Source organism: Candidatus Pelagibacter sp. HIMB1695 (genome assembly GCF_052047655.1).
Lineage (GTDB): Bacteria > Pseudomonadota > Alphaproteobacteria > Pelagibacterales > Pelagibacteraceae > Pelagibacter.
Window position 1 is genome coordinate 368,440 of the sequence record NZ_JBNAJT010000001.1, and the last position, 24,453, is coordinate 392,892.

Consider the following 24,453-nt stretch of genomic DNA (forward strand, 5'->3'; position numbering starts at 1 on the left):
TCAACACTTAAATAAAGTAAATTAATTATTATTGAATACTAGCTTGAGATTTATCATCTTTTTTAGCTAAATCTACCTCAACCCATTCCGTAGGTTTAAGTTCTTTAGTTAAAGCAATTTTAATTACCTGGTCTGCATATTCAACTGGCGTAATTTTAATATCATCTATAATTTTTTTAGGCATATCCACTAAATCTTTTTCATTTTCTTTTGGAATCAAAACTTCTTTAATTCCAGCCCTATGAGCAGCTAATAATTTTTCTTTAAGACCGCCTATTGGCAATACCTGACCTGTTAATGTTACCTCACCAGTCATCGCAACATCTCTTCTTACAGGTATATTTGTAATCGATGAAACAATTGAAGTAACCATTCCTATTCCGGCAGATGGACCATCTTTTGGTGTTGCTCCTTCAGGTACATGAATGTGAAAATCTTTTTTCTCAAATAGAGGTGGAATAATTCCATACTCTAAACATTTTGATCTAACAAAAGATTTTGCAGCTTTTACAGACTCTTGCATCACATCACCTAGCTTACCAGTAATCTGCATTCTTCCTTTGCCAGGCATAGTTACTGTTTCAATTTTTAAAATTTCCCCACCATACTCAGTCCAAGCAAGTCCAGTTACAATACCTACTCTATTTTCAGATTCTAATTCTCCAAATTTAAATTTAGCTACACCAAGAAAATCAGATAAGTTTTTATTATTAATTTGAACTTCTTTTTCCTCACCCGCCACAATTTTCTTAACAACTTTTCTAGCAAGTTTAGAAATTTCTCTTTCTAAATTTCTAACTCCTGACTCTTTTGTGTATCCTCTAATTACTTCTTTTATGATGTCGTCTTCCAATTTCATTTCTTTTTCTTTAACACCATTATCTTTAATTTGTTTAGGAAGTAGATATTTATTAGCTATACTAATTTTTTCATCCTCAGTATAACCAGCTAATCTAATTACTTCCATTCTGTCCAATAATGGAGGCAATATATTTAAAGTATTTGCCGTTGTTACAAACATTACATCAGATAAATCATAATCAACTTCTAAATAGTGATCGTTAAAAGTTGTATTTTGTTCTGGGTCTAGCGCTTCTAATAATGCTGAGGACGGATCACCTCTATAATCATTTCCAATTTTATCTATCTCATCTAATAAAATTAGAGGATTTTTTGTTCCAGCTTTTTTCATCATTTGAATTATTTTACCTGGTAATGATCCGATATAAGTTCTTCTATGCCCTCTTATTTCTGCTTCGTCTCTCATCCCACCTACGGACATTCTAACAAATTCTCTGTTAGTTGCTTTTGCGATAGATTTACCTAAAGATGTTTTACCAACACCAGGAGGACCAACTAAACATAATATTGGGCCTTTAATTTTTTCCATTCTTTTTTGAACAGCTAAAAATTCTATTATTCTTTCTTTAACTTTCTCTAGTCCAAAATGATCTTTATCAAGAATATTTAATGCCTTCGTTAAATCGATATCAACTTCACTTTTCTTGTGCCAAGGTAGTTCCGTCATCCAATCAAGGTAGTTTCTAACCACAGTAGCTTCAGCTGACATTGGGCTCATGTTCTTCAATTTTTTAAGCTCTTGTAGACATTTCTTTTCAACTTCTTTTGGCATTTTTGCTTTTGTGATAGCTTTATTTAGACTTGTAGTTTCGTCTTTGCCGTCTTCAATCTCACCAAGTTCTTTCTGAATAGCTTTAAGCTGTTCGTTTAAATAGTATTCTCTCTGAGTTTTCTCCATTTGAGTTTTAACTCGTCCTCGGATTCTTTTTTCTACACCAATTATACTTGTTTCATTCTCCATAATTTTAATTATGGCGTTTAATCTCTTTTTAACATCAACTGTTTCAAAAATTTGTTGTTTTTCTGAAATTGTAGCTGTGATATGTGAAGCAATATTATCAGCTATTTGAGAAGGATCTTTTAACTGCTTAATTGTATTTATTGTTTCGTTCGAAATTTTCTTGTTTATTGAAGTTAATTTCTCTAATCTTCTTAAAGCAGTAGCAGCTAAAGGAAATAAATCCTCATCTTTTGGTAAGATGTCATTGAAATATGTATAGTCACACGTAATAAATTTCTCATTATCTTTAAAGTCTAAAATTTTAACTCTTTTAATTCCTTCTACTAAAACTTTTACAGTTCCATCTGGTAATTTTAATAATTGTAGGATACTTCCCTCACAACCATACATAAATACGTCTGTTTTTTTAGGATCATCGATCTCTGAATTTTTTTGAGTTACAAGAATAATCTTCTTATCTTTTTTCATCACCTCATTAAGTGCAGAAATAGATTTGTCTCTTCCTACAAAGAGAGGTATTACCATGCTTGGGAAGACTACAATGTCTCTTAAAGGTAACAACGGCAATGATATTTTAACGTCCATAGGGTTAATATGGATATTATATATTATATTGCAATAGGTTTTTGTTACTTATTAAGGGTATTAAGCCGCTGATGTTTTGCCAGACTTAGATTTATTTTCGCCTTTAGAATGAACTAAAATTGGTTGTGATTGACCTTTTGCTGCTGCTGCATCAACAATTACTTCTTCAATGTTGTCTTGACTTGGGAGATCATACATAGTTTTTAATAATATATTTTCTAATATTGATCTCAAACCTCTTGCACCTGTTTTTTTGCTAATTGCTTTTTGAGCTATTTCTTTAAGAGCATTTTCTTTAAATGTTAATTTCGCTCCATCTAACTTAAATAGTTCTTGATACTGTTTAGTTAAAGAATTTTTAGGTTCTTGTAAAATTTTGATCAATGATTTTTCATCTAAATCCTCAAGAGTTGCTATCATTGGTAGTCTTCCAATAAACTCTGGTATCAATCCAAATTTTAATAAATCCTCAGGTTCTAGTCCCTTCATCCACTCTCCTGTTTTCTTGTCTTGAGTGTTTTTTACGTCTGCTCCAAAACCAATTGAAGTACCTTTGTCTCTTTGAGAAATAATCTTGTCTAATCCAGCAAAAGCACCTCCACAAATAAAAAGAATATTTGTTGTGTCCACTTGTAAAAACTCTTGTTGAGGATGTTTTCTACCTCCTTGAGGTGGAACACTTGCAACAGTTCCTTCCATTATTTTTAATAAAGCTTGCTGAACTCCTTCTCCAGATACATCTCTTGTAATGGATGGATTCTCAGATTTTCTACTAATCTTATCAACCTCATCGATATAAACTATTCCACGTTGTGCTTTTTCAACATTATAATCTGAAGCTTGAAGTAATTTTAAAATTATATTTTCAACATCCTCACCAACATATCCTGCTTCTGTCAAAGTTGTTGCGTCTGCCATTGTAAATGGAACATCTAAAATTCTAGCAAGAGTTTGTGCTAATAAAGTTTTACCACAACCAGTTGGGCCAACTAATAAAATATTGGATTTAGATAATTCTACATTCTTACTAGTTTTGTTTTCATAATTAAGTCTTTTGTAGTGATTATGTACAGCTACTGACAGAACTTTCTTGGCATGCGCCTGACCAATTACATAATCATCTAGCACTGTACAAATTTCTTTTGGTGAAGGAAGGCCGTCTTGATGTTTAACAAAAGTATCTTTGCTTTCCTCTTTTATAATATCCATACAAAGCTCAACACACTCATCACAAATAAATACAGTTGGACCTGCAATTAATTTTCTAACCTCGTGTTGGCTCTTTCCGCAAAAAGAACAGTAAAGAATATTTTTATTATTTGTACTCATAATTTTTTAAACGAATCAATTTCATGACTTTATTATAAATGACTCATACTAATCAAGTTTGGATTAGTAAGTTATCAATATATTGTGTATTATGATCTTTTTTCTACTACTTCGTCAATAAGACCAAATGATTTTGCGACATCAGCAGTCATGAAATTATCTCTTTCTAAAGCAGATTTTATTTCATCAACAGTTTTACCTGTATGTTTTGAATAAATTTCATTTAATCTTTTCTTTAATGACAAGACTTCATTGGCATGAATTTCTATATCTGTAGCTTGTCCTTGAAAACCTGCAGAGGGTTGATGCACCATTATTCTTGAGTTTGGTAACGAAAACCTTTTGCCCTTAGTTCCTGCAGCCAACAAAAATGATCCCATTGATGCAGCTTGGCCAATACATAAAGTTGATATGTCAGGTTTTACATATTGCATAGTATCGTAAATACCTAGACCAGCTGTAACCAGTCCACCAGGACTATTGATATATAAATAAATTTCTTTTTTAGGATCTTCAGCTTCTAAAAATAATAACTGAGCTGTTACTAAGGATGCAATATTGTCATTTATCTGACCCGTTAAAAAAATTATTCTTTCCTTTAAAAGTCTTGAATAAATATCATAAGCTCTCTCACCTTTGCTTGATTGCTCTACAACCATCGGCACTAGATTGCTCATATGTTCTGATAATTTTGTTGTCATAAGTTGATTCTTTCTACTTATACAACTTGTGATTACTTTTTGCTAACTTTTTTTGTTTTTTTAGCGGCTGGTTTTGCTTTTGCTGTTTTTGCAGAAGGTTTTTTTTTCTCTGAAGCTTTTGCTGCAGGTTTCTTTTTTGTTTCTTTTTTTGGTTCGTGATCATGTGAATGATCATGGTCATGATCGTGATCACGTTTATGAGCTTCTTTTAAGATTTTTTCCGCCTCATCTTTTGAAATTTCTTTTTTATTTGGTTTACCTTTTTCTTTTATAAGATTTAAAATTTTCTCTTCGTAGACTGTCCCTCTTAGACTTGCCAAAGCAGATGGATTTTTTTGATAAAAATCCATAACCATTTTCTCTTGTCCTGGCATCATTCTTAATTGTTTTTGAACTTCTGCTTGAATTTCTTGTTCACTAACTTTGATTTGATTTTTTTCACCAAATTCATTTAAGATTAATCCAGTCTTAATTCTTGTTTTTGCCTTTTCCTCAAAAGATTTCTTATTCTTTTTAGCCTCATCCTCTGACATACCTTGTGAAAGAATTTTGACTTCTTCCTCAATTAAGTTTCCTGGAACTTCTTCAACTTTAATTTTTTCAATTTCTTTTAAAATTTGATTTTTTGAAAGTTGATCTAAAGAATTTCTATATTCATCATTTATTTGTTTTGAAATTAAAGCTTTAAGATCTTTCAAATCTTTAGCTCCTAAATTTTTTGCAAAATCGTCATCTATTTTCACCTCTTGTGGTTGTTTAACTGATAAAATTTTACAATTAAATTTAGCTTTTTTATTAACTAATTCTTTTTCAGGATAATTTTCTGGAAGTGTTGCTTCAACAACTTTCTCATCATCTTTTTTAACACCAATTAGCTGCTTATCAAAACCTTTCAAAAATAAATCTTTACCTAATGTAAGCTGTGTATTTTTTCCTTCACTTCCTTTAAATTCTTTTCCATCAATTGTTGCTTTGTAATCTAATGCAACTAGATCACCTTCTTTTGCTTTTGTATCAGGAGCACCTTCCTTGAAATTTGGTTGGTTCTTAGCAATTTCTTTTATTCTTTTATCTGTCTCACTATCATCAATTTTAACTGTGTATTCATCAAATTTAATGTTTTCTAATGATTTAATCTCTACTTTAGGTAATTCTGTAACTGATAAAACATATTCTAATTCTTTATCTTCACCATATGTCTTTAGATCTAATTTTGGCTGACCCGCTGGTTTAATTTTGTTTTCTTCTAACGCTTTTGTAGATGTATCTTTTAAAACTTTGTCTAATACTTCACCAAATACAGCTTTGCCGAATTGTCTTTTTAAAATTTCTTTTGGTACTTTTCCTGGTCGAAAACCTTTTAAATTTACTGTTCCTTTAATCTCATCATATTTTTCATCCATATAAGAGTTCATAGTCTCTTTATCGATAAAAATTTTTAGATCTTTATTTAAACCTTTTTTATTTTCTACAGTAACTTTCATAATCATTTAATGGTAGGGCGAAAAGGACTCGAACCTTCACCGATTGCTCGACTGGTTCCTAAGACCAGCGCGTCTACCAATTCCGCCATCGCCCCAGTTAAATTAGGTGCTTTATATATTATTGAGCTCATTTGTCCAATCCGAATAATAGTGTAAAAGGATATAAAAATATAAATAATATGATTATTTCGCCTTGTATTAGTATTTGCAAAACAGATCCCTCAACAGGTTATTGTTATGGATGTGGAAGAAATAATGATGAAAAAAAACTGTGGAAACATGAAGAAACTACAGATGAATGGAAACAAAATAATTTAGAAAGTATCAGAAAAAGATTAACTGGTTGGCAATTAGATAGTTTTAACGAGTCTTATAAGCATAAAATAAATAACGGAATATCTCTATTCAAAAAAAATCTTAAAAATGAGTAAATCAACAATTGTAGTTATAATTTATATTATAGGACTAATCTTTGGTGCTTTAGTTTTAGATATGTGGAGCGCTGAGACTAGCCCTAAAGCATTACTGGGTATTGGGTGGACAGCACTTTTTTTAATTGGATTATTTTTTTCTGAAAAAAATGAAAAAAAATAAATTATTTTTTTTTTCTCTCATTTTATTTTCTTTCTCATTTATAAATCATTCATTTTCAGAAATTATAATTTTAAGTAAATGTGATCATAAAGAAGATAAATATTTAAAAAATGAATACATATTTAATCTTAATGAATTAATTATGACTAGAAATTATGTTTATGCAGAAAAAACTTATCAAAAATATAGAATTACTGATTTAAGTGTAAAAAAATCAAACTCCTATGTAAGAAATATTTATGAAGAGGATGGTAAAATTTTTACTTTAAAACATGGTTATCCTCAATTTTATACTCAAATATTAATTGAAAAGAACAAGCCTGAGATTTTTATTAAAAGTGTTATGAACGATATCGAAGGGATTTCAAAAATTTCTACATGTAAAAAAATAGAAAAATTTGCAAACCAAAGTTAGGTTTTCTTTTTTTTATTTTCTTTAAGTTTATCTAAATTTTTTTTTTTAAAATTAAATCTACTATTTGAAATATTAGATCTATGTTTAGCGAATGCTTGTTTTTGTGCTTGTCGCATAGCTCTTTTTGAAGACATAAATTCTAATTTAATATTCTATTTCTAAAGTATCAATTACTTTTAAATTTTTATCTGAAATAACAATCTCACCTGATGATGGTGCGTAGTTTAAAAGCTCAGATATTACCACGTAATGTGTTACAAAAATTATATTTTGTTTTTGATCCCACGTGTTTAAGAATTTATTAAAATCAATAACTTGTTGTTTTCTATTTTTAGCAAATTTTGCACTAAAAAATGAATTCAAAAAATTTTTTGTTTCATAATTTTTAAAGGCTATTTCTGCAGTTTCTTTGCATCTGCACCATTCGCTAGAGTAAATTTTGTTTATTAAAATATCATTTTGTAAAAAAAAATTTCCAATTTTTTTTGATTGTACTCTTCCCTCGTCATTTAAGTTTCTTTGGGTTTCACAATTATTGACATCAAAATTAGAAGGATCCCCTCCTCCCGGTGCATAAGCATGACGAATAAATATTAATTTACCACCTTTTTGAAGCTCACCAATCATAGCTTCATTTGAATCTGCTTTAATTGGAGAACTTAAAAATATAAATATAATTAAAAAATATTTTAAAATTTTCATAGATGAATAATAAATTAAAAAAACTTAATAAGAAAATTATTAAATGTAGAAAATGTCCTAGATTAATTAATTTTATTAAAAAAATATCTACTGTAAAACGAAAACAAAATATTAACGAAACTTATTGGGGTAAACCAGTTCCTGGATTTGGTAAGGCAAATTCAAAATTATTAATTTTAGGATTAGCACCAGCAGCTCATGGAGGAACCAGAACAGGAAGACCTTTCACTGGAGACAAATCAAGTGATTTCTTGTTTTCTTGTTTAAAAAAAGCAAAAATTTCTAATCTACCTTATTCAGAAAATTTAAATGATGGATTGGAATTAAAATCAACTTTTATAACCAATATACTGAAATGTGTTCCTCCTAGTGACAAACCAACAAATGAAGAATTATCAAATTGCTCAAATCATTTTCAAAATGAGATTGAAACTTTAAGCAAAATCCAAACAATTGTTGCTTTAGGTAAAGTTGCTTTTGATAATTGTATTAAATATTACAAAAGTAAAAATAAATTAAATGGAAAGTATATTTTTAAGCACGGGAAATATTATGATTTATCAAACAAAATCAGATTATACGCTTGTTATCATCCAAGTCCTAGAAATGTAAATACAAAATTAATATCTGAAAAAATGATAGTTAATTTTTTCAAAAAAATAAAAAGAGTAACAGCTATTTAGATTTTAAAATATAAGGCTCAAAGCTATTTAAAACTATCTCAGGAATTTTTGTAGGTTTTCCGATTGTATTTACAAATACTAAATGTATTTTTGCATACACAATTAATAAATCATTTCTGTAAATTGACTGATCCATTACAAAAGAGGTTTTTGACAAAGAAGAAATAAAAGATTTTATTGTTAAATTATCTTCTAAGTATGCTGATTTTTTATATTCAATATTGCATGACTTGACGATTATTAAAGAATTAAACTCATCTTTAATTTTCAAATTACTTAAACCAATGGCTAATAATGCTTCTGTTCTAGCTCTTTCAAAGTATTTTAAATAATTTGCATAATAAACTACTCCTCCAGAATCGGTATCTTCATAGTAAATTTTAACATTATGGCTAAAAGTTTTATGCATCGTTCATTAATATCAAATAATGAGAAATTTTTATACAAACTAAGATATAATAACATCAATGAAAGTTTATATAATTTGGTTGATTGGAGTAATTTTATGGAACTTTGGTGTCCCTAATGCTACACCAACAGAGGACGTAATTGTAGCAATCATACTATCATTTCTGAGTATAGGGCTAAAAAAATATACCAAACTTTAATTAATTTGCTGAAAAATAAATGTTCTGAAAATAGGCTATAGATTTCATTTTAGAGTTATCTGTATCTGCCATAACTGCTAAGCCATCTAATTCATCTAAATCTAAATCGTGGAATCTCTTAAAATCTTCTTTTACATTTGATTTAACTGTTACCCATTCATTTAAATTAGTTTTTGTTGTTGCCATTACATTATCTATAGATTTTTTTGTGTAAGGACTTGGCCAACTTTGTCCAACATCACTGTTGCTTGAAAACACATAGTTAACCGCTCTGTTAGATAATGGTGTTGCACCTGTTTTTTTTACCGCAAAAACTCTAGCAGCAAAATCATGCCCTTTTTTAGTGTCTTCCTTAATTCCTGATAAATCTTTCTCAATTTTCCACGTAATATTTATAAAAGGTGTCTTGTTAAGATCAATTTTAACTTCTTTTCCAAGACCAGATGCTGCATTATCAGCAACCGCCTTTAGGAAATTTCCATTTTCATTCTTACCAACAGTATAGCTTGTCTCGTTCTTTGCTCCTCTTACTTTTCTGACAGTTAAATCTGAAAGTTCTGCTTCTGTAAACTCAAATACTAAAACTTCATTTGCAACAACTGAGCTGATTGAAATTAAAAAAATTGAAATGAGTTTAAAAAATATTTTCATAATTTAAGTTCTTAATACATTATTTTGACAAGATTTAAACATGCAAAAATCAGAATTAATTTTTATGTAATTGATATGAAGACAATTTCAATTTTTTTACTTTTAATTTATTGGTCAATAATGATATCTGCACCAATTATGTCTAATGACCTCAAAATGGGTAGTTCTAGAGCTATAAAATTAAATCCCAATTTTAAGGTATCAGTATAATTTTAGGTGCAACACATGTGCCATCATGAATTTGTTTAAAAGCATCACCACCATTTTTTAAATCTCTAAATTCAATCCAATCTAGAGAACCTATCTCTTTATTAGCTAATATTGCTAAAGTTTGCTCAAAATCCTTATTTGTATAACAATAAGTTCCTATAACGGTCACCTCTTGAAGTGTCATTTTTCTAAAATTAAAGGTTCCAGCCGGCTGAGTTAAGCCTATGTGAATAATTGAACCGCCCGGCTTAACTACTTCAATAGCCTGTTGTCTTGAAATTTCTAAGCCCACTGTATCAAATACAATATCAAACTTATTACTTTCTATTTCGTTATGGTCTGGTGCAACATATTTTGCATCTAAATATTTTGAGCACTCATTCAATCTCAATTTATTAGGATCAGAGAGAATTATATTTTTACTATTTTTAATTTTAGATAAAATTAAACCACATAATAATCCAATTGCACCACCACCTTGGATTAAAATTTTACACTCAGACAAAGGTTTTTTTAAAGATTGTTCACCAATTAATACTGCATGTAGAGAAACTGCAGTTGGCTCTGCTACTGGTGCTTCATTTTTATCTAATCCATCTGGGATTTCATAAATATTTTTATCAGGTGTTGATACAAACTCTGCAAAAACGCCTTGTCTTTCAATTGGTTTGCTCATTCCTAATATAATTCTATGAGGGCAAAGATGTTCTCTTGCACTTGTACAGTATTCACATTTACCACAAGTTATTAGAGGATTTAAAACAACGTCTTTACCTTTAAATTTACCATTTTGAACTTCACCACTAACCTCATGGCCTAATATTAACGGAGGAATTCTTCTCTCATCATGTCCATGATACGCGTGCATGTCCGAACCACATATTCCTGAAGCATGAATTTTTAAAATGCTTTCACCTGTAACTTCAATTGGATTAGGTTCTTCCCTGTAAACTAGTTCTTGTGTTCCAGTATATACTAAAGCTTTCATATTATTTTTTTGACAATAAGTAATACGTTATCCAGGCTACAAATGCACCAATTAACCACGCATAAGACTGTAAAAACATTAAATTTGTGTTCCAAATTGTTGATGCTGAAAAAATAAAACCTAGAAATACTGAGTAAACACCTTTGATATGCCACCCTCTTGTATAATAGTAACTACTTTCTTTTTCTACTGAATACAAATCTTTGTTACTCAAGTTTTGGTTTTTAATCAAATAATAGTCAGCAACCATCACTCCAAACAATGGTCCAAAAAATGCACCAAATGTATCTATAAAAGATAAAATACCTATTTTACTTAAAATTGTAAGCCAAAAAATAGCAACCAACAAACCTAGGAAAGAAATTATATAACTTACACTTCTTAAAGATAATTTACTTGGAACAAAATTAATTAGTGAATATTGAGATGGAATATAATTAGCTACTAAGTTCGTAGATGCTGAAGCAATTACGATAAAAAAAAGTACTAATGTAGTTATTTGAATATTGTCATATTTGCCTATTATATCAGTAGGATTTGTAAAAATTCTGTCTATATCTGAAAATTTTTGATTTAGAAGTGCATCTGATCCAGCAACAATAAAAATAGAAAAAAAAGAGAAAAAAATTAAATTAATTAGTAAACTCAAATTCCCTTTATCTAGCTCCTTAGTATTTTTAACATTCCTAGAAATATCTCCAAAACTAATTATTAATATTGAAAAATAAGCAAAGACAGTTCCTGCTACAGTTAACAGTGGCGCTAAATTATTAAAATCTAAAAAGTTTTTGGTATTTAAAATATTTACAAATGCTTTTGATGTTAATTTGACATCACTTAATAAAACAAGAAAGAAAAAAAGAACAATCCCTACATAAACACTAATTGCTGAAAAATTAATAATTTTCTTATTATATTGAGCACCAATACTAAACAATAATGTTTGCAAAATAATTACAATTATAATAGACGACCAATCAATTATATTTAGGCCATAAAAGTAAAAAATAAATATATCTTGAACTAATAAAGATTCATCAATTGTAAAAAGCAATATTCTAATAAGATAAGTTAAAATTTTTGATAAAAAATAGGTTTGAATTCCAAATAGGAAAATTCCAACCAAACTTCTAATTAATCCAAAAAATTTAGCTCCATTAACTCCCAAAGAAGATCTCAACAAAACCACAAAAGGTAATCCAAATTTTTGCGAAGGTTTTCCTATAAAATTAGCAAATAAATAAACAAAAAATGAGCCTAATAAAGTTCCAAGTAAAACCACAAAAGAATTAAGGTCATACATTATATAAAGAGAGGCAATCAGGGAAAAACCAATTACACTTTGTACATTTACTCCCCAGTAACAAAAAAGGTCTTTCCAATTCCAAGTTTTATAATTTGGATTTACTGAAACTAGATCCCAATTTGAGAGTGAGTATTTAACTTTTGGTTGATTCACTAAAAATTACTTTAAACTAATAATTTCTACTGTCCATATAAGAGAGTTGGTAACCATAGTGCAATTTTTGGAAATATTATGATTAGAACTAAACCGATTATTTGAAGAACCATGAATTGCATCATTCCATAATAAATATCTTTTAAATCCCATTCAGGCACTACCCCTTTTAAAAAATACGCAGACAATGCCACTGGAGGAGACAGCCAGGCGGTCTGGAGATTAACGGCAACTAATATTGCAAACCAAGTAAGATTAAAGCCAAGAGCTTCAATCAATGGTAAAATAATTGGCACAATAATCATTACAATTGGTACCCACTCTAAAGGCCAACCCAATAAAAATATTGCAACCATAACAATCGCTAATATTAAATATTTGTTCATTTCTAAACCTAACAAAAATTCAGTTAATAAAGTTGGAGTACCTAATCTTGCAAAAACAGCACCAAAAAAGTTTGATGCAGCAACTAAAACCATTATTAATGCGGTAATCTCTAAAGTTTTAACAAGAGCCTCTTGTAGTTTTGAAAGAGTTAATTTTTTGTATGCTAAAGAAAGTAATAATGCTCCCATTGCACCACAACCAGCTGCTTCTGTTGGAGTTGCAAAACCAAAAAGGATACTTCCTAATGCTGCGAAAACTAAAGCTGCTGGTGGAACTAAACCTAAAAAGAATTCAATCCAAACTTCTTTCATACTGGCAGCTCTCATCTCTTCAGGAATTACAGGTCCCAATTTAGGATTGATCATGCATCTTATTGTTGTGTAACCAGCGTATAAACTTGCAAGAAGAATTCCTGGAATTATAGCAGCCGCAAATAAATCAATAACTGGAATTTCCATAATTGGCCCCATTACAACTAGCATGATGCTTGGTGGAATTAGAATTCCTAAAGTACCGCCTGCTGTTATTGTTCCTGCAGCAAGTCTAACGTCATAGCCAGATCTATTCATTGATTTTGCTGCCATGATACCGAGTATGGTTACTGAAGCACCAACAATTCCTGTTGCTGCAGCAAAAATAACTGAAACAAAAAGAACAGCATAATATAATGCGCCCCTAACTCTTGCTAACATCATTTGAAATGATGAGAATAATCTTTCCATCAAACCTGCCTGCTCCATCATAATACCCATAAAGACAAAGAGCGGTACGGCGGCGAGGGTTTGTTCGGTCATGACCATCGAAAACTGGAGTGTCATTAAATAAAAGACCAATTTTCCAAAGCCTAAATATCCAAATACAAAACCTAAAAATATAAGTGTAAATGAAATAGGAAATCCTACGAAAATCGCAAAAAGCATTACTCCTACTAAAATAAAACCTAAGTATGCTGGATCTATAAATTCAGCTAACATTATTCATCTTCTCCTGGCCATTTTCCTCTAGTAGCGGCCCAATAACTTTTTAATAACTCTGAGATACCTTGTATTAATAAAAATACTATACCAACCAATAAACAACTCTTGATCGGCCACATGTAAGGCATCCATGTAGTATCCATTCCTCTTTCACCTCTTTGAATAGATTCACCTACATAACCAATTGTCATATAAAGAAAGACGATTAGTCCTGGAAAATAAAATAATAAATATAACCAAAAATCAATTATTCCTTGGTTTTTTGTTTTGAAATTTCTGTATAAAAAGTCTGCTCTGATATGAACACCTTTTGAAAGTGCGTAACCCGCACCTAACATAAATAGTGCGCCATATAAAAATCGACTTATGTCGTAAGCCCATATTGTAGGTGCATGAAAAAGTTTTCTTGCCAAAACTTCATAAGTCATAGCAAAAATAAGCGGCATCAGTATCCAGCAAACAACATTACCTATCCATTTGCTAAATTTATCAATATTTACAATAGAGCTAGCCATCCATGATGGCATTTCATTTGGCATCTTTCCTGAACCACCTCGCCTTTCGGCTATCATTTCATCTGATATATCTAGTTTAGTTGGTTCTTCAGCCATAAAAATTTTGTTAGAAAAATTAGAGCGGACAATTAAGTCCGCTCTAATTGAATTATAGATTAATTATTGGATTACTTTAATGTTGCTGCGTGAGCCATTCCTAGCTTCGCATTAGACATTTGAGCACCACTCCAGAAAGGAACTGCTATATCAGCAAATTCTTTCATAGAGTCCCATACTTCTGCAAAGAATGCATTGTTTGCAGCGTTTGTTTCTAAACTTTTCTTAGCTGCAGCCATGTATTCTGTGAAGTAATCAGAAGGTGTATCCTCTAATTTAACTCCATGAACTTCTGTAAGCTCTCTTAAAGCTTTACCATTTTCATAGATTCTGTAACTTAAAGATTTAGCTAATGATGCATTAGCTGCAACTTCAAGAGACTTCTTCTCATGATCGCTCATAGCATTGTACGTTTTTCCAGTGATATAAAAGTCAGCATTTACGACTACTTGGTGTAAACCTTGTAGGTAGTAGTGCTTTAATACTTTTTGGAAACCAAACGTTAAGTCTGGTTTTGGACAACACCATTCAGCAGCATCAATTGTTCCTGCTTCTAAAGCTGGTAGAATATCTCCACCACCCATAGCTACAGATGCGATACCGATGTCTTTATATGTTTGTCCTGGAATTCCTGGAGGAGTTCTGAACTTATATCTTCTAAAGTCAGCCATATCTTTAATTGGTTTTGGAAACCAACCTAAAGCTTCTGGCCCAACTGGTTGAATCATAAATCCTTTGATATCTCTTCCCATTTCTTTCCATAGTCTGTCGTATAGCTCTTTTCCACCGCCATACTGGAACCATGATAAGAATGCAATGTTGTCAATACCAACACCACCACCAGCTACTGGAGATCCAAATAGCATAGCTGCAGGATGGTCACCTGACCAATAGTGAGTCCAAGCGAAACCACAATCGATTAGGCCTTTGTCAACTGCATCTAAAGTTTCTTTTACACCAACAACAGCTCCTGCTGGCATAATTTCAAACTTAAGAGATCCACCAGTTAACGCTGTTACTGTGTCAGTAAAGTCCTTTAACATCTTAACTTCATCAGCTTTTGTGTTAAGAACTGTCTGACATTTTAGTGTTTTTGCAGCATTAGCATTTGAAATAAATCCAAACACCATGGCAACTGCAAATAACATTGAAATGATTTTTTTCATTTGTTTCCCTCTCTTTATTTTTAAAGTGGAAACTCTGTCAAATAATGAAAACTAAAACAAGTGTTAATATTGGTATATTTTAAAATTTTTAACAGATTTGTTAGAAATATAATTTTTTTAATTTATAAGAGTTCTAATTTATGAATAATTTTGATTTCATTATATTAGGAGCTGGATCTGCAGGCTGTGTTTTAGCAAATAGATTATCAGAAAACCCTTCACACAAAGTCCTTTTGGTCGAAGCTGGAGGTAAAGATAATTATCCATGGATCCATATACCAGTTGGTTATTTTAAAACGATGCACAATCCTAATACTGACTGGTGTTACAAGACAGAACCAGACGAAAGTATGAATAATATTTCAATACGTTATCCCCGTGGAAAAACTTTAGGAGGAAGTTCTTCTATTAATGGACTTTTATATATACGAGGACAACACAGAGATTATGATATTTGGAGACAGCTTGGAAATACTGGTTGGGGTTGGGATGATGTTCTGCCCTATTTTATAAAAGCTGAAAATCAAGAAAGAGGTAAAAGTGAATATCATGGAGTTGGCGGACCTCTCTCTGTCTCAGATCAAAGAATACAACTTCCTTTATTAGATGAGTTTCAAAATGCTGCTAAGGAATTTGGTATACCTAAAACAAAAGATTTTAACACAGGTGATAATCATGGCTGTGGTTATTTTCAGGTAACAGAAAAAGATGGATTTAGATGCAGTACTGCTGTTGGATATCTAAATCCTGTTAAGCATAGAAAAAATTTAAAAATTATTACTCACGCTCATGTTAATAAAATTAACTTTGAAAATAAAAAGGCAAAATCAGTCGAATACTGGCAAGATAATGAACTGAAAACAGCTGAAGCAAACAGAGAAGTTATAGTTTCTTCAGGAGCAATTGGTTCTCCTCAAATATTGCAAGTATCAGGAATTGGAAATCCAGAAAAACTAAAAAATTTAGGAATTGATATGGTTCATAATTTAAATGGTGTCGGTGAAAATCTACACGATCATCTAATGTTAAGACCTATTTATAAAATTAATGGTTTAAAATCTCTTAACAAAAAAATTAATAGCTTGTTTGGAAATTTACTAATCGGATTAGAATATGTTTTTAAAAGAAGTGGTCCAATGACTATGGGAGCGAGTCAGCTTTGTATGTTTGCAAAAAGTGATCCTTCTTTAGAATTACCTGATTTACAATGGCACGTTCAACCAATGAGTATGGATACATTGGGAGCTACAAAAAATCACGATTTTCACGCATTCACTCCAACTGTTTCAAATATAAGACCTACAAGTAGAGGTCACGTAAGTATTATTGATAAAGATTCACGCGTTTACGCAAAAATAAAACAAAATTACCTATCAACTGATCACGATAGAATGATTGCTGCCAAAGGATTAAAATTGACCAGAAAAATTATAATGGAGTCTGAAACTTTTAAGAAATATACACCTGAAGAATATAGACCTGGTATCCATATTGATGATGATGAAGAATTAGTAAAAGAAGCATCAAACTTTGCACAAACGATCTTTCATCCTGTTGGTACATGTAAGATGGGACAAGATGATATGTCTGTAGTTGATGAAAAATTAAAAGTAAGAGGAATAAAAAATCTTAGAGTTATTGATGCATCAATAATGCCTAACATTACTTCAGGAAATACTAACGCACCTACGATTATGATTGCAGAAAAAGGTGCTGACATGATACTAGAACAATAATGTTTGCTGAATTTTTTACTCCTGAACAAATTGCTATTTTAACACAAATAATTTTTATTGATTTAGTACTAGCTGGTGACAATGCCATTATAATTGGAATGGTAGCTTCTAAATTTCCAGTTGAACAAAGGAAGAAAGTTATATTTTGGGGAATTGGTGGTGCAGTAATATTAAGGATAATATTAACTTTACTAACAGCTTATTTGCTACAAATTACTGGACTAAGACTTATTGGTGGAATTTTACTTCTTTATATTGTCTACAAACTCTATGTTGATGTAATTAAAGGATCGGACTCAGAAGAAGACATTAAAGTAGACAACTCAAGTTTTTTAAAAGCAATTTGGACTGTTTTAATTGCTGATTTTACAATGAGTTTAGATAATGTTTTAGGGGTTGCTGGTGCTGCAGGTGATCATTATGGATTACTTGTATTTGGATTGGTTCTATCGATTGTTTTAATGGCAACTGCTGCAACATTAATTTCTGGATGGATAAAAAAATACAAATGGATTGCATGGGTTGGGTTATTGGCAATATTAATAGTAGCTGTTGAGTTGATTTATACAGATATTAAAATAATATTCTTTTAATGTATCTTCAAAAAATTAATCTTAAAAATAAGTACGCGCTAGTTACTGGTGCTGGAAAAGGATTGGGCAGAGCCTGTTCTATTGCACTCGCAGAAGCTGGGGCAACTGTAATAGCATTAAGCAGAACTCCATCTGATTTAAATAAATTAGAAAAAGATATTAAAAAAATTAAAGGCAAAGTAATTAAAGTTCCTTGTGATGTAATGAATTATGAAGATCTAAAGTCAAAATTAGAAAAAATCAAAATTATTGATGTGTTGGTAAACAATGCTGGAACTAATATTCCTGAACCTTTTGAAAAAATTAAACAAAAAAGTATGAACTACTTGGTAGATTTAAATCTAAAAGCTGCATTTAATGTTGCACAATTAGTAGTTAAGAAAATGCTTAAAAATAAAAAGAGACATGGCTCTATTATTAATATGTCTTCTCAATTAGGTCATGTCGGTATGGGTGGGAGAAATGTTTATAATATGACTAAATTTGGGATTGAAGGTTTGACAAAAGGTATGGGTGTAGAGTTAGCTAAAAGGAATATAAGAGTTAACACAGTAGCTCCTACGTTTGTTGAAACTCCAATGGTTAAAAATTTCTTTAAAAATAAAAAATTTAAAAAACTAGCACTTGGAAATATTCCAATGGGAAAAGCAGCAACTGAAAGTGATGTAGCAACAACAGTTTGTTTCTTAGCCTCACCTGCTTCCTCAATGATAACTGGAACATCAATTATAATAGATGGTGGATGGACAGCTCAGTAATAAATAGATTTTTTTTAATATTTTTCTTTTTTTTTTCAACTGCAAACGCAATAGAATTTCAAGGTAAATTCTTACAAGGCCATTTTATCTTAGGAAAAACAAATCCTGGTGCAAAGATAATTGTTGGAAAAAAAGAAGTAAGAGTATCAAAGGATGGTTTTTTCGTTTTTGGTATTGATAGAGATCAAAAATATGATCTTACATTTACAAAAATCTTTGATGAAAAAAAATCTACAATAACCAAAAAAGTTTTAAAAAGAAAATACAATATTCAAAGAATAGATGGATTAGAAGAAAGCAAAGTAACCCCACCCGAGTCAGTCTATAAAAGAATTAAAAAAGAAAATAATACAATTGGTGAAGCAAGAGCAATTAATTCTGAATTACAGTTTTTTAAGCAAAAATTTATAATGCCTGTTGAAGGTATAATTAGCGGCGTTTATGGCAGTCAAAGAATTTTAAATGGTAAACCTAGATGGCCACATTACGGTATCGATATAGCAGCTAAACAAGGAACGATGATAAAATCTTCTGCATCAGGAGTAGTTACAATGGCAGAAGATGACTTGTACTATACTGGAGGAACAGTAATTATGGATCATGGTCATGGGATTTCTACTATTTATTCTCACCTAGAAAGTGTTTTGGTTTCTATAGGTGATTTAATAAATCAAGGTGATATTATTGGAACAGTAGGATCAACAGGAAGATCTACGGGACCTCATTTAGATTTTAGAATAAATTGGTTTCAAACAAGATTGGATCCAATGTCTGTCTTAAAATAATTTTTACAAAATAAAAATGAATTATAAATCAAAAGAAACAATAGGAATTATTTTTGGAATAATTGCTTACTTTTCATTTTCAATTTTAGATGCAATTCAAAAAACTGCCGTAATACACTACTCTATATTTCAATTGTTATTTATTAAATATACGTTTGTAATATTGTTAAGTTTGATAGAAGCAAAAAGAGCTAAAAATAATAATTTTTATAAATCAAATAATTTAAAGCTTCAAATTGTCAGAAGTTTATTATCAATTTTAGAGTCTGGTTTTTTTGTCTTATCATTTAAATATTTATCTTTAGCAAATGCACATAGTATAGGTGCGTTAGCTCCTATCATTATAGTTGCTTTGTCAGTATTCATTTTGAATGAAAAAGTTTCAATCAAAACATGGGTAGCAATCTTTATTGGTTTTATAGGAGTATTGATAATAATTAGACCTGCATCTGATGTATTTAATATCAATTCTTTCATTCCATTATTAGCTGCATTTTTTCTAGGTCTTTATCAAATAGCTACAAAAAAAATTACTGAGTATGATGCGCCAGAAGTATCTTTATTCTATTCTTCTTTAGTTGGAATTTTTATAACTTCAATATTGGCATTTAGTTTTTGGCAACCAGTAGATGTTACATCTCTATACTTATTTGTACCAATTGGTCTGTTTTTTTCATTAGGTATTTATTTTCAAATATTAGCTTTGAAAAACGCAAGAGCTAGCATAATACAACCATTTCATTATACATTAATTTTTTGGGCAATAATTTTTGGATTTTTCTTCTATAATGATGTTCCAGATTTATTTACTATTATAGGTGCAATAATAATTACAACTTCAGGAATATTTGTTATTAATCAAACATCAAAAAAATAAATTAAAAATTCTTATGACAAAAACACTTAAAGATAAAATTTCAGATAAATTAGTTAATGCTTTTCTTAATAATAAAATTATCTCTCCTATACCTAGTAGATTTACCAAAAAAATTACTGAGGCGGACAAATTTAGAAAATTATGTGAAAGCAAAATAAAAGATCCAACAATAGGTTTTAAAGCTGGTGGAACTGGCATTCCGTTAATGAAAAAATTAAAAGAAAAAGAGCCTTTTATTGCATCTGTTTTCAAAAAAAACTTAATAAAAAGTGGAAAGAAAGTAAAAATAAATAAATATACTTTAGGGATTGAACTTGAAGTTTGTTATTTAATCAAAAAAACTTTTTTCACTTCAAAAGGTAAGCTCACAAATAGTAATGTAACTAAATATATTTCACACATGGCACCCTGTATCGAAGTAGTTGGATATAGGCAAAAAAGAAAAGGTATTACTTCTTTTGGAGATTTAAGTAGTGACTTTGGAGGTAATATTAAATTTTTAATTGGTCAAAAGAAAAAATTTAAAAAAATTAACATAGGTAATTTAAAAACAAATATTTCAAATAAAAAAGCTAAGCAAAGTGTAGATGGAAACACAAATGCTGTTTATGTAAATCCAATAAATTCATTAAGATTTGTTTTAAATAAAGTTAAAAAAGATAAAATTACTTTAGACAAAGATTTTTATGTTTTTACAGGATCTACAGTTGGAGTTGTTCCAATAATTAAAAAAGGAATATATTCTGCAAAGATTGAAAAGCTTGGATCTGTAAAGGCGAATATAATTTAAATTTCATATTTTGCTCTAAAACGTTCGTAAATAAGTCTTGATTTAACTCCCAAGCTTAAAAATGGTTCAGGAGGTAACCAAGTTGGTTTATTTCTTTTTTCTATAGTCTCTATTTCTAAACTATTTTCACCAATTGCCTTAAGAGCAATTTGTTCACCGAATAAAGTTCCTACACCAATACCTGAACCGTTATAACAACCAGCGGCAAATATATTACTATCAATTTTTTCAAATATTTGAGAACTATTCCTTGTTCTTGATACAATTCCAGACCAAGATGATTTAATTATATCATTAGGTAATTGTGGAAATCTTTTTTGAATTCCAATTTTCTGATTTAAAGACCTTTTTTTAAGAGTGGAATTTGACATGCTAAATGGATTGTGAACTTCCGCAGTATTTCTTATCAAAATTCTTCTATCTTTTGTCATTCTAATTGTTGCACCCATTGGTCTTACTGGTAGTACGCCCCATTCTTTTGGTTCTCCAATAGATTTAAATTCTTTATCAGATAATTTTCTTGTCATGCTGGCAGTTAAAGTAATAGGAAAATTATAATTTGATTTTATACCTAATGATTTTAAGAAACCATTCGTAGCAAAAATAATATTTTTTGTTTTAATTATTCCATTTTTGAAATCACAAGAAATAAAATCTTTATTTTTAGACCAATTTAATAAACAAGAATTTTCATACAAAAAAACATTGGAAGGTAAAGCATCGATCATTGCTCTAACTAATTTTCCTGGATGCAATAAAATACCACCTTTTGTATAAAGTCCAATATTATAAAAATTTGTTCCTAATTTTTTAGACAGTTCCTTGTTACCCAACAGGCTATGTTTGAAACCTAATTTTGATAATGTATTAGAAAAATTATTTAAAATTTTTTTATCTTCAATTTTTGAGGAAGCAAAATATTTACCACTTTCATTCCAATCACAATCTACTTGATGTTCTTTAATAAATTTTTTTACTACATTTATTCCTAATGAATAAATATCAGCTTTCTTTTTATAATTTTGCAGTTCTTTATTTGATGTAAAACCATCATTCAAAGTTGTATCAACCAAATAACCTGAATTTCTTCCACTAGCACCCTCGCCTGCTAGTTGAGCATCAACTATTATAATTCTTTGATTTGGATTTAATTGACCTAATTTCCTTGCTGCTGATAAACCCGTATAACCTGCTCCTATTATTAACCAATCACAATTAGTGTTTTTATTTAAAATTTTTATTTCTGTCCTTGCTTCTAAATCATTAATCCAAGCACATGAAGTATCGTTAATTAGTTGCACAATTTAGAAAATATAATTTAATTAAAAAATTTATTTTTTAAAAACACTTAATAGATCATCTGATCCTTTAGCTAGTAAGTTTGAATCAGTACCACATGCTACAAAATCAAAACCTATATCTATTGATCTTTGCACTAAATCTTTTCTACCAATCAAAGTTCCTACTGATTTATTGTTTTTTTTTATTTCAGACACTGCTTTTTCTATTAATAACCATAGTTCTTTGTTATCAAATTGACCAAGTATTCCCATGTCAGCTGATAAATCTGCAGGCCCTATAAATAATGCCGTTACACCTTCTACAGCTGATATACTTGATATATTTTTAATTGAATTAACTGTCTCCAATTGTGGAATAAGACATATATTTTCTTCTATATTTTTAAAATAGTTTTTATCTCTTGTATAATCATTACCTCTTTGTGACATAGCAACTCCCCTAATTCCCTTAGGAGGATAATGACATGCCATTACAGCCTTTTGTGCATCCTCTTGATTATTAACCATTGGAATTACTAAAGAATTAAAACCATAATCTAGTAACGGTTTAATCTTAACTGGGTCATTCCAAGGAGGTCTTACCAACACTTCTGATTTGTTTTTAGCCTGGATAGCTTGTGCTTGAGATAATACGCTTTTAGTGTCATTTGCAGAGTGTTCCATGTCTAGCAAAATCCAATCATATCCAGCTCCTGCAATTATATCAGCGGTTATTTCGCTACATAAATTTGACCACAATCCTATCTGTTGCTTTTTTTCTAATAATTTTTTTTTGAATATATTTTCCATTTTAATTTCTAAAAATTTTATTTTGATTAAGAATACCTTTTGGATCCATTACTCTCTTTATACTCCTCATTAACTCAATTTCCAAATTTTTTTTAGTTTTTAAAAAATCATCTCTCTTAAGTAAACCAATTCCGTGTTCAGCACTGATAGATCCTGTAACATTTTTAATAAGCTTATTTACTACATGTTTAATTTTAATCTCATAATCATAAAAATTATTTTTTAAATTATCAGGTTCAATTAAATTATAATGGATATTGCAGTCACCTAAATGTCCAAAAGTATGGAATTTAATATCTTTTAATATATCATCTATATATTTTTTTCCCTCTGTAAAAAAATAATCTAACTTATCTAATGGTATTGAGACGTCAAAACCAATTAATTTACCTTCTAACTTTTGCGCTTCTGTCAAATCTTCTCTAAATTTCCAAAATTCTTTATTTTGCTTTTCATTTTGAGCAATTATTATTTCACTATAAAGATTTGAACATTCAGACAATTTTTCCTCTAATAAATCAATTATTGCTTCATCTAAATGATGTAATTGAATTTTAACTAAAGCATAATAATTTTTTGTTTCTTGAAAAAAACTTTTTTTCATAAATTTATGTTTGATACATAAATCAAATGAAATTTGAGGTATCATTTCAAATCCTGTAATAGGAAATCTAATTTGTTGAGATATAAATTCATAAAAATTAATAATATTTTTTAAATTTTCAAATGAAGCCATGAAAGTAAAATAATTTTGAGATTTAGGATAAATTTTTAAAGTTGCCTTTGTGATAATTCCCAATGTGCCTTCAGAACCACAAAATAAATCTTTTAAATTATATCCAGTATTATCTTTGCCAACTTTTGAACCAAGTCTTAAAATCTCGCCATTTGATAAAACTACATCTAAAGCAAGCAAATTATTTCTTACTGAACCATAGTGTAAAACATTAATACCACCTGCATTAGTAGATATTACACCACCCACTTGGCTAGATCCTGTTGAAGCCATTTCTAGTGGGAACAAAAAATCTTTTTTTTCAAGGTTTGAATTTAAATCATCAACTACAACTCCTGAATCTACCACAACACATTTGTTTATAGTATCAATATGATGAATTTGATTCATTTTTTCCAAGTTAATTATTATTTCCTCTTTTTCTTTTGATGGAGATGCACTTGCTACAAGATTTGTATTCCCACCTTGGGGAATAACTTTTAGTTCATTATCGAAACAAAATTTTAAAATTTTGGAAATTTCATTTTCATTTTTGGGGAATACAACACATAAAGCCTTTTCATTAACTCTTCTACGCCAATCTTTACTGTATTTTATTATATCAGACTCATCATCTATATAGTTTATTGTTTTGCAAATTTTGGATAAATTCTCAAAAATTTTTTTTTCCATAGTATTTTTAAATAATTTTATATATTATGTTGACTAGTTAACAA

27 protein-coding genes and 1 tRNA gene are annotated in these 24,453 nt (G+C 29.7%); 11 read left to right on the forward strand and 17 right to left on the reverse strand.

Annotated features, from left to right (window positions below; translation table 11 throughout):
• Positions 1–28: 28 nt before the first annotated feature.
• The 5 genes from lon to ACTTAX_RS02090 form a co-directional block, all read right to left on the reverse strand.
• Positions 29–2,407, reverse strand: coding sequence for an endopeptidase La (gene lon, locus ACTTAX_RS02070; RefSeq protein ID WP_075506633.1), 2,379 nt, complete (start codon positions 2,405–2,407; stop codon positions 29–31).
• A gap of 60 nt (positions 2,408–2,467) precedes the next feature.
• On the reverse strand, positions 2,468–3,736 hold the full coding sequence (clpX, locus tag ACTTAX_RS02075; protein WP_440692458.1) for an ATP-dependent Clp protease ATP-binding subunit ClpX: 1,269 nt from the start codon (positions 3,734–3,736) through the stop codon (positions 2,468–2,470).
• A gap of 89 nt (positions 3,737–3,825) precedes the next feature.
• The gene (gene clpP, locus ACTTAX_RS02080; RefSeq protein ID WP_262589313.1) at positions 3,826–4,437 is read right to left on the reverse strand and encodes an ATP-dependent Clp endopeptidase proteolytic subunit ClpP; all 612 of its coding nucleotides are present in this window, start codon (positions 4,435–4,437) and stop codon (positions 3,826–3,828) included.
• A gap of 32 nt (positions 4,438–4,469) precedes the next feature.
• Entirely contained in the window at positions 4,470–5,921 is a 1,452-nt protein-coding gene (tig, locus tag ACTTAX_RS02085; protein WP_440692460.1) for a trigger factor, read from the reverse strand.
• Positions 5,922–5,931: 10 nt separating this feature from the next.
• Positions 5,932–6,016 (reverse strand) — tRNA-Leu (locus ACTTAX_RS02090).
• A gap of 84 nt (positions 6,017–6,100) precedes the next feature.
• Here ACTTAX_RS02090 and ACTTAX_RS02095 point away from each other — a divergent pair.
• The 3 genes from ACTTAX_RS02095 to ACTTAX_RS02105 are packed head-to-tail and all read left to right on the forward strand — an operon-like array spanning position 6,101 to position 6,930.
• On the forward strand, positions 6,101–6,352 hold the full coding sequence (locus ACTTAX_RS02095; protein WP_440692462.1) for a DUF1289 domain-containing protein: 252 nt from the start codon (positions 6,101–6,103) through the stop codon (positions 6,350–6,352).
• Positions 6,345–6,515, forward strand: coding sequence for a hypothetical protein (locus tag ACTTAX_RS02100; protein WP_440692464.1), 171 nt, complete (start codon positions 6,345–6,347; stop codon positions 6,513–6,515). Before ACTTAX_RS02095 ends, ACTTAX_RS02100 begins: the two co-directional genes overlap by 8 nt.
• Positions 6,502–6,930: a hypothetical protein gene (locus tag ACTTAX_RS02105; protein ID WP_075506629.1), complete on the forward strand. Its 429-nt coding sequence runs from the start codon at positions 6,502–6,504 to the stop codon at positions 6,928–6,930. The genes ACTTAX_RS02100 and ACTTAX_RS02105 overlap by 14 nt, the downstream gene beginning before the upstream one ends.
• On the opposite strand, the gene ACTTAX_RS02110 is transcribed toward ACTTAX_RS02105, so the two are convergent.
• Together ACTTAX_RS02110 and ACTTAX_RS02115 are read right to left on the reverse strand one after the other, a co-directional pair.
• Positions 6,927–7,064: a hypothetical protein gene (locus ACTTAX_RS02110; RefSeq protein ID WP_440692466.1), complete on the reverse strand. Its 138-nt coding sequence runs from the start codon at positions 7,062–7,064 to the stop codon at positions 6,927–6,929. The genes ACTTAX_RS02105 and ACTTAX_RS02110 overlap by 4 nt on opposite strands.
• Before the next feature lie 10 nt (positions 7,065–7,074).
• The gene (locus ACTTAX_RS02115; RefSeq protein ID WP_440692468.1) at positions 7,075–7,632 is read right to left on the reverse strand and encodes a histidine phosphatase family protein; all 558 of its coding nucleotides are present in this window, start codon (positions 7,630–7,632) and stop codon (positions 7,075–7,077) included.
• Positions 7,633–7,634: 2 nt separating this feature from the next.
• Here ACTTAX_RS02115 and ACTTAX_RS02120 point away from each other — a divergent pair, with 2 nt between their 5' ends.
• The gene (locus ACTTAX_RS02120) at positions 7,635–8,315 is read left to right on the forward strand and encodes a uracil-DNA glycosylase (protein WP_440692470.1); all 681 of its coding nucleotides are present in this window, start codon (positions 7,635–7,637) and stop codon (positions 8,313–8,315) included.
• Here ACTTAX_RS02120 and ACTTAX_RS02125 read toward each other — a convergent pair.
• Positions 8,308–8,724: a YbgC/FadM family acyl-CoA thioesterase gene (locus ACTTAX_RS02125; RefSeq protein ID WP_440692472.1), complete on the reverse strand. Its 417-nt coding sequence runs from the start codon at positions 8,722–8,724 to the stop codon at positions 8,308–8,310. The genes ACTTAX_RS02120 and ACTTAX_RS02125 overlap by 8 nt on opposite strands.
• Before the next feature lie 58 nt (positions 8,725–8,782).
• Between ACTTAX_RS02125 and ACTTAX_RS02130 the strand changes: the two genes are divergently transcribed.
• Complete coding sequence (locus ACTTAX_RS02130) at positions 8,783–8,923, forward strand: hypothetical protein (RefSeq protein ID WP_440692474.1); 141 nt, start codon at positions 8,783–8,785, stop codon at positions 8,921–8,923.
• Here the strand turns inward: ACTTAX_RS02130 and ACTTAX_RS02135 are convergent, their stop codons facing one another.
• The 6 genes from ACTTAX_RS02135 to ACTTAX_RS02160 all read right to left on the reverse strand — a co-directional run bounded on the left by ACTTAX_RS02135 (position 8,924) and on the right by ACTTAX_RS02160 (position 15,372).
• A complete protein-coding gene (locus ACTTAX_RS02135; RefSeq protein ID WP_440692476.1) occupies positions 8,924–9,574 on the reverse strand; it encodes a DUF3047 domain-containing protein in 651 nt (216 codons plus the stop codon).
• A gap of 193 nt (positions 9,575–9,767) precedes the next feature.
• Positions 9,768–10,772 (reverse strand): alcohol dehydrogenase catalytic domain-containing protein, encoded by a 1,005-nt coding sequence (locus ACTTAX_RS02140; RefSeq protein WP_440692478.1) that lies wholly within the window; start codon positions 10,770–10,772, stop codon positions 9,768–9,770.
• Position 10,773: 1 nt separating this feature from the next.
• Positions 10,774–12,231, reverse strand: a complete 1,458-nt coding sequence (locus ACTTAX_RS02145; protein ID WP_440692480.1) for a cytosine permease — start codon at positions 12,229–12,231, stop codon at positions 10,774–10,776.
• A 26-nt stretch (positions 12,232–12,257) separates the two neighbouring features.
• Complete coding sequence (locus tag ACTTAX_RS02150) at positions 12,258–13,592, reverse strand: TRAP transporter large permease (RefSeq protein WP_440692482.1); 1,335 nt, start codon at positions 13,590–13,592, stop codon at positions 12,258–12,260.
• Complete coding sequence (locus ACTTAX_RS02155) at positions 13,592–14,206, reverse strand: TRAP transporter small permease subunit (RefSeq protein WP_440692484.1); 615 nt, start codon at positions 14,204–14,206, stop codon at positions 13,592–13,594. Before ACTTAX_RS02155 ends, ACTTAX_RS02150 begins: the two co-directional genes overlap by 1 nt.
• 71 nt (positions 14,207–14,277) lie before the next feature.
• Positions 14,278–15,372 (reverse strand): TRAP transporter substrate-binding protein, encoded by a 1,095-nt coding sequence (locus ACTTAX_RS02160; RefSeq protein ID WP_440692486.1) that lies wholly within the window; start codon positions 15,370–15,372, stop codon positions 14,278–14,280.
• Positions 15,373–15,512: 140 nt separating this feature from the next.
• Here ACTTAX_RS02160 and ACTTAX_RS02165 point away from each other — a divergent pair, with 140 nt between their 5' ends.
• From ACTTAX_RS02165 to ACTTAX_RS02190, 6 genes are read left to right on the forward strand one after another with little or no spacing between them, the layout of a single operon-like run.
• Positions 15,513–17,108, forward strand: a complete 1,596-nt coding sequence (locus ACTTAX_RS02165) for a GMC family oxidoreductase (protein WP_440692488.1) — start codon at positions 15,513–15,515, stop codon at positions 17,106–17,108.
• Positions 17,108–17,701: a TerC family protein gene (locus ACTTAX_RS02170; protein WP_440692492.1), complete on the forward strand. Its 594-nt coding sequence runs from the start codon at positions 17,108–17,110 to the stop codon at positions 17,699–17,701. The genes ACTTAX_RS02165 and ACTTAX_RS02170 overlap by 1 nt, the downstream gene beginning before the upstream one ends.
• Positions 17,701–18,459, forward strand: a complete 759-nt coding sequence (locus tag ACTTAX_RS02175; protein ID WP_440692495.1) for an SDR family NAD(P)-dependent oxidoreductase — start codon at positions 17,701–17,703, stop codon at positions 18,457–18,459. Before ACTTAX_RS02170 ends, ACTTAX_RS02175 begins: the two co-directional genes overlap by 1 nt.
• Entirely contained in the window at positions 18,444–19,244 is an 801-nt protein-coding gene (locus ACTTAX_RS02180; protein WP_440692496.1) for a M23 family metallopeptidase, read from the forward strand. Before ACTTAX_RS02175 ends, ACTTAX_RS02180 begins: the two co-directional genes overlap by 16 nt.
• A gap of 16 nt (positions 19,245–19,260) precedes the next feature.
• Positions 19,261–20,121: a DMT family transporter gene (locus ACTTAX_RS02185; RefSeq protein ID WP_440692497.1), complete on the forward strand. Its 861-nt coding sequence runs from the start codon at positions 19,261–19,263 to the stop codon at positions 20,119–20,121.
• Positions 20,122–20,134: 13 nt separating this feature from the next.
• Entirely contained in the window at positions 20,135–20,911 is a 777-nt protein-coding gene (locus ACTTAX_RS02190) for a fumarylacetoacetate hydrolase (protein WP_440692499.1), read from the forward strand.
• Here ACTTAX_RS02190 and ACTTAX_RS02195 read toward each other — a convergent pair.
• From ACTTAX_RS02195 to ACTTAX_RS02205, 3 genes are read right to left on the reverse strand one after another with little or no spacing between them, the layout of a single operon-like run.
• Positions 20,908–22,212, reverse strand: a complete 1,305-nt coding sequence (locus ACTTAX_RS02195; RefSeq protein ID WP_440692501.1) for an NAD(P)/FAD-dependent oxidoreductase — start codon at positions 22,210–22,212, stop codon at positions 20,908–20,910. The genes ACTTAX_RS02190 and ACTTAX_RS02195 overlap by 4 nt on opposite strands.
• 30 nt (positions 22,213–22,242) lie before the next feature.
• A complete protein-coding gene (locus tag ACTTAX_RS02200) occupies positions 22,243–23,001 on the reverse strand; it encodes an HpcH/HpaI aldolase family protein (protein ID WP_440692503.1) in 759 nt (252 codons plus the stop codon).
• Between the two features lies 1 nt (position 23,002).
• On the reverse strand, positions 23,003–24,409 hold the full coding sequence (locus ACTTAX_RS02205) for an FAD-binding oxidoreductase (protein WP_440692505.1): 1,407 nt from the start codon (positions 24,407–24,409) through the stop codon (positions 23,003–23,005).
• Positions 24,410–24,453: the final 44 nt, after the last annotated feature.

Bases quoted from the DNA above. Each gene is read 5' to 3' on its own strand.
- ACTTAX_RS02205 (WP_440692505.1), bottom strand. From the start codon at position 24,409: ATGGAAAAAAAAATTTTTGAGAATTTATCCAAAATTTGCAAAACAATA.
- tig (WP_440692460.1), bottom strand. From the start codon at position 5,921: ATGAAAGTTACTGTAGAAAATAAAAAAGGTTTAAATAAAGATCTAAAA.
- ACTTAX_RS02105 (WP_075506629.1), top strand. From the start codon at position 6,502: ATGAAAAAAAATAAATTATTTTTTTTTTCTCTCATTTTATTTTCTTTC.
- ACTTAX_RS02165 (WP_440692488.1), top strand. From the start codon at position 15,513: ATGAATAATTTTGATTTCATTATATTAGGAGCTGGATCTGCAGGCTGT.
- ACTTAX_RS02190 (WP_440692499.1), top strand. From the start codon at position 20,135: ATGACAAAAACACTTAAAGATAAAATTTCAGATAAATTAGTTAATGCT.
- ACTTAX_RS02110 (WP_440692466.1), bottom strand. From the start codon at position 7,064: ATGTCTTCAAAAAGAGCTATGCGACAAGCACAAAAACAAGCATTCGCT.
- ACTTAX_RS02100 (WP_440692464.1), top strand. From the start codon at position 6,345: ATGAGTAAATCAACAATTGTAGTTATAATTTATATTATAGGACTAATC.
- ACTTAX_RS02170 (WP_440692492.1), top strand. From the start codon at position 17,108: ATGTTTGCTGAATTTTTTACTCCTGAACAAATTGCTATTTTAACACAA.
- ACTTAX_RS02125 (WP_440692472.1), bottom strand. From the start codon at position 8,724: ATGCATAAAACTTTTAGCCATAATGTTAAAATTTACTATGAAGATACC.
- lon (WP_075506633.1), bottom strand. From the start codon at position 2,407: ATGGACGTTAAAATATCATTGCCGTTGTTACCTTTAAGAGACATTGTA.
- ACTTAX_RS02200 (WP_440692503.1), bottom strand. From the start codon at position 23,001: ATGGAAAATATATTCAAAAAAAAATTATTAGAAAAAAAGCAACAGATA.
- ACTTAX_RS02120 (WP_440692470.1), top strand. From the start codon at position 7,635: ATGAATAATAAATTAAAAAAACTTAATAAGAAAATTATTAAATGTAGA.
- ACTTAX_RS02185 (WP_440692497.1), top strand. From the start codon at position 19,261: ATGAATTATAAATCAAAAGAAACAATAGGAATTATTTTTGGAATAATT.
- clpX (WP_440692458.1), bottom strand. From the start codon at position 3,736: ATGAGTACAAATAATAAAAATATTCTTTACTGTTCTTTTTGCGGAAAG.
- ACTTAX_RS02150 (WP_440692482.1), bottom strand. From the start codon at position 13,592: ATGTTAGCTGAATTTATAGATCCAGCATACTTAGGTTTTATTTTAGTA.
- ACTTAX_RS02155 (WP_440692484.1), bottom strand. From the start codon at position 14,206: ATGGCTGAAGAACCAACTAAACTAGATATATCAGATGAAATGATAGCC.
- ACTTAX_RS02175 (WP_440692495.1), top strand. From the start codon at position 17,701: ATGTATCTTCAAAAAATTAATCTTAAAAATAAGTACGCGCTAGTTACT.
- ACTTAX_RS02160 (WP_440692486.1), bottom strand. From the start codon at position 15,372: ATGAAAAAAATCATTTCAATGTTATTTGCAGTTGCCATGGTGTTTGGA.
- ACTTAX_RS02095 (WP_440692462.1), top strand. From the start codon at position 6,101: ATGATTATTTCGCCTTGTATTAGTATTTGCAAAACAGATCCCTCAACA.
- ACTTAX_RS02115 (WP_440692468.1), bottom strand. From the start codon at position 7,632: ATGAAAATTTTAAAATATTTTTTAATTATATTTATATTTTTAAGTTCT.
- clpP (WP_262589313.1), bottom strand. From the start codon at position 4,437: ATGACAACAAAATTATCAGAACATATGAGCAATCTAGTGCCGATGGTT.
- ACTTAX_RS02130 (WP_440692474.1), top strand. From the start codon at position 8,783: ATGAAAGTTTATATAATTTGGTTGATTGGAGTAATTTTATGGAACTTT.
- ACTTAX_RS02135 (WP_440692476.1), bottom strand. From the start codon at position 9,574: ATGAAAATATTTTTTAAACTCATTTCAATTTTTTTAATTTCAATCAGC.
- ACTTAX_RS02180 (WP_440692496.1), top strand. From the start codon at position 18,444: ATGGACAGCTCAGTAATAAATAGATTTTTTTTAATATTTTTCTTTTTT.
- ACTTAX_RS02140 (WP_440692478.1), bottom strand. From the start codon at position 10,772: ATGAAAGCTTTAGTATATACTGGAACACAAGAACTAGTTTACAGGGAA.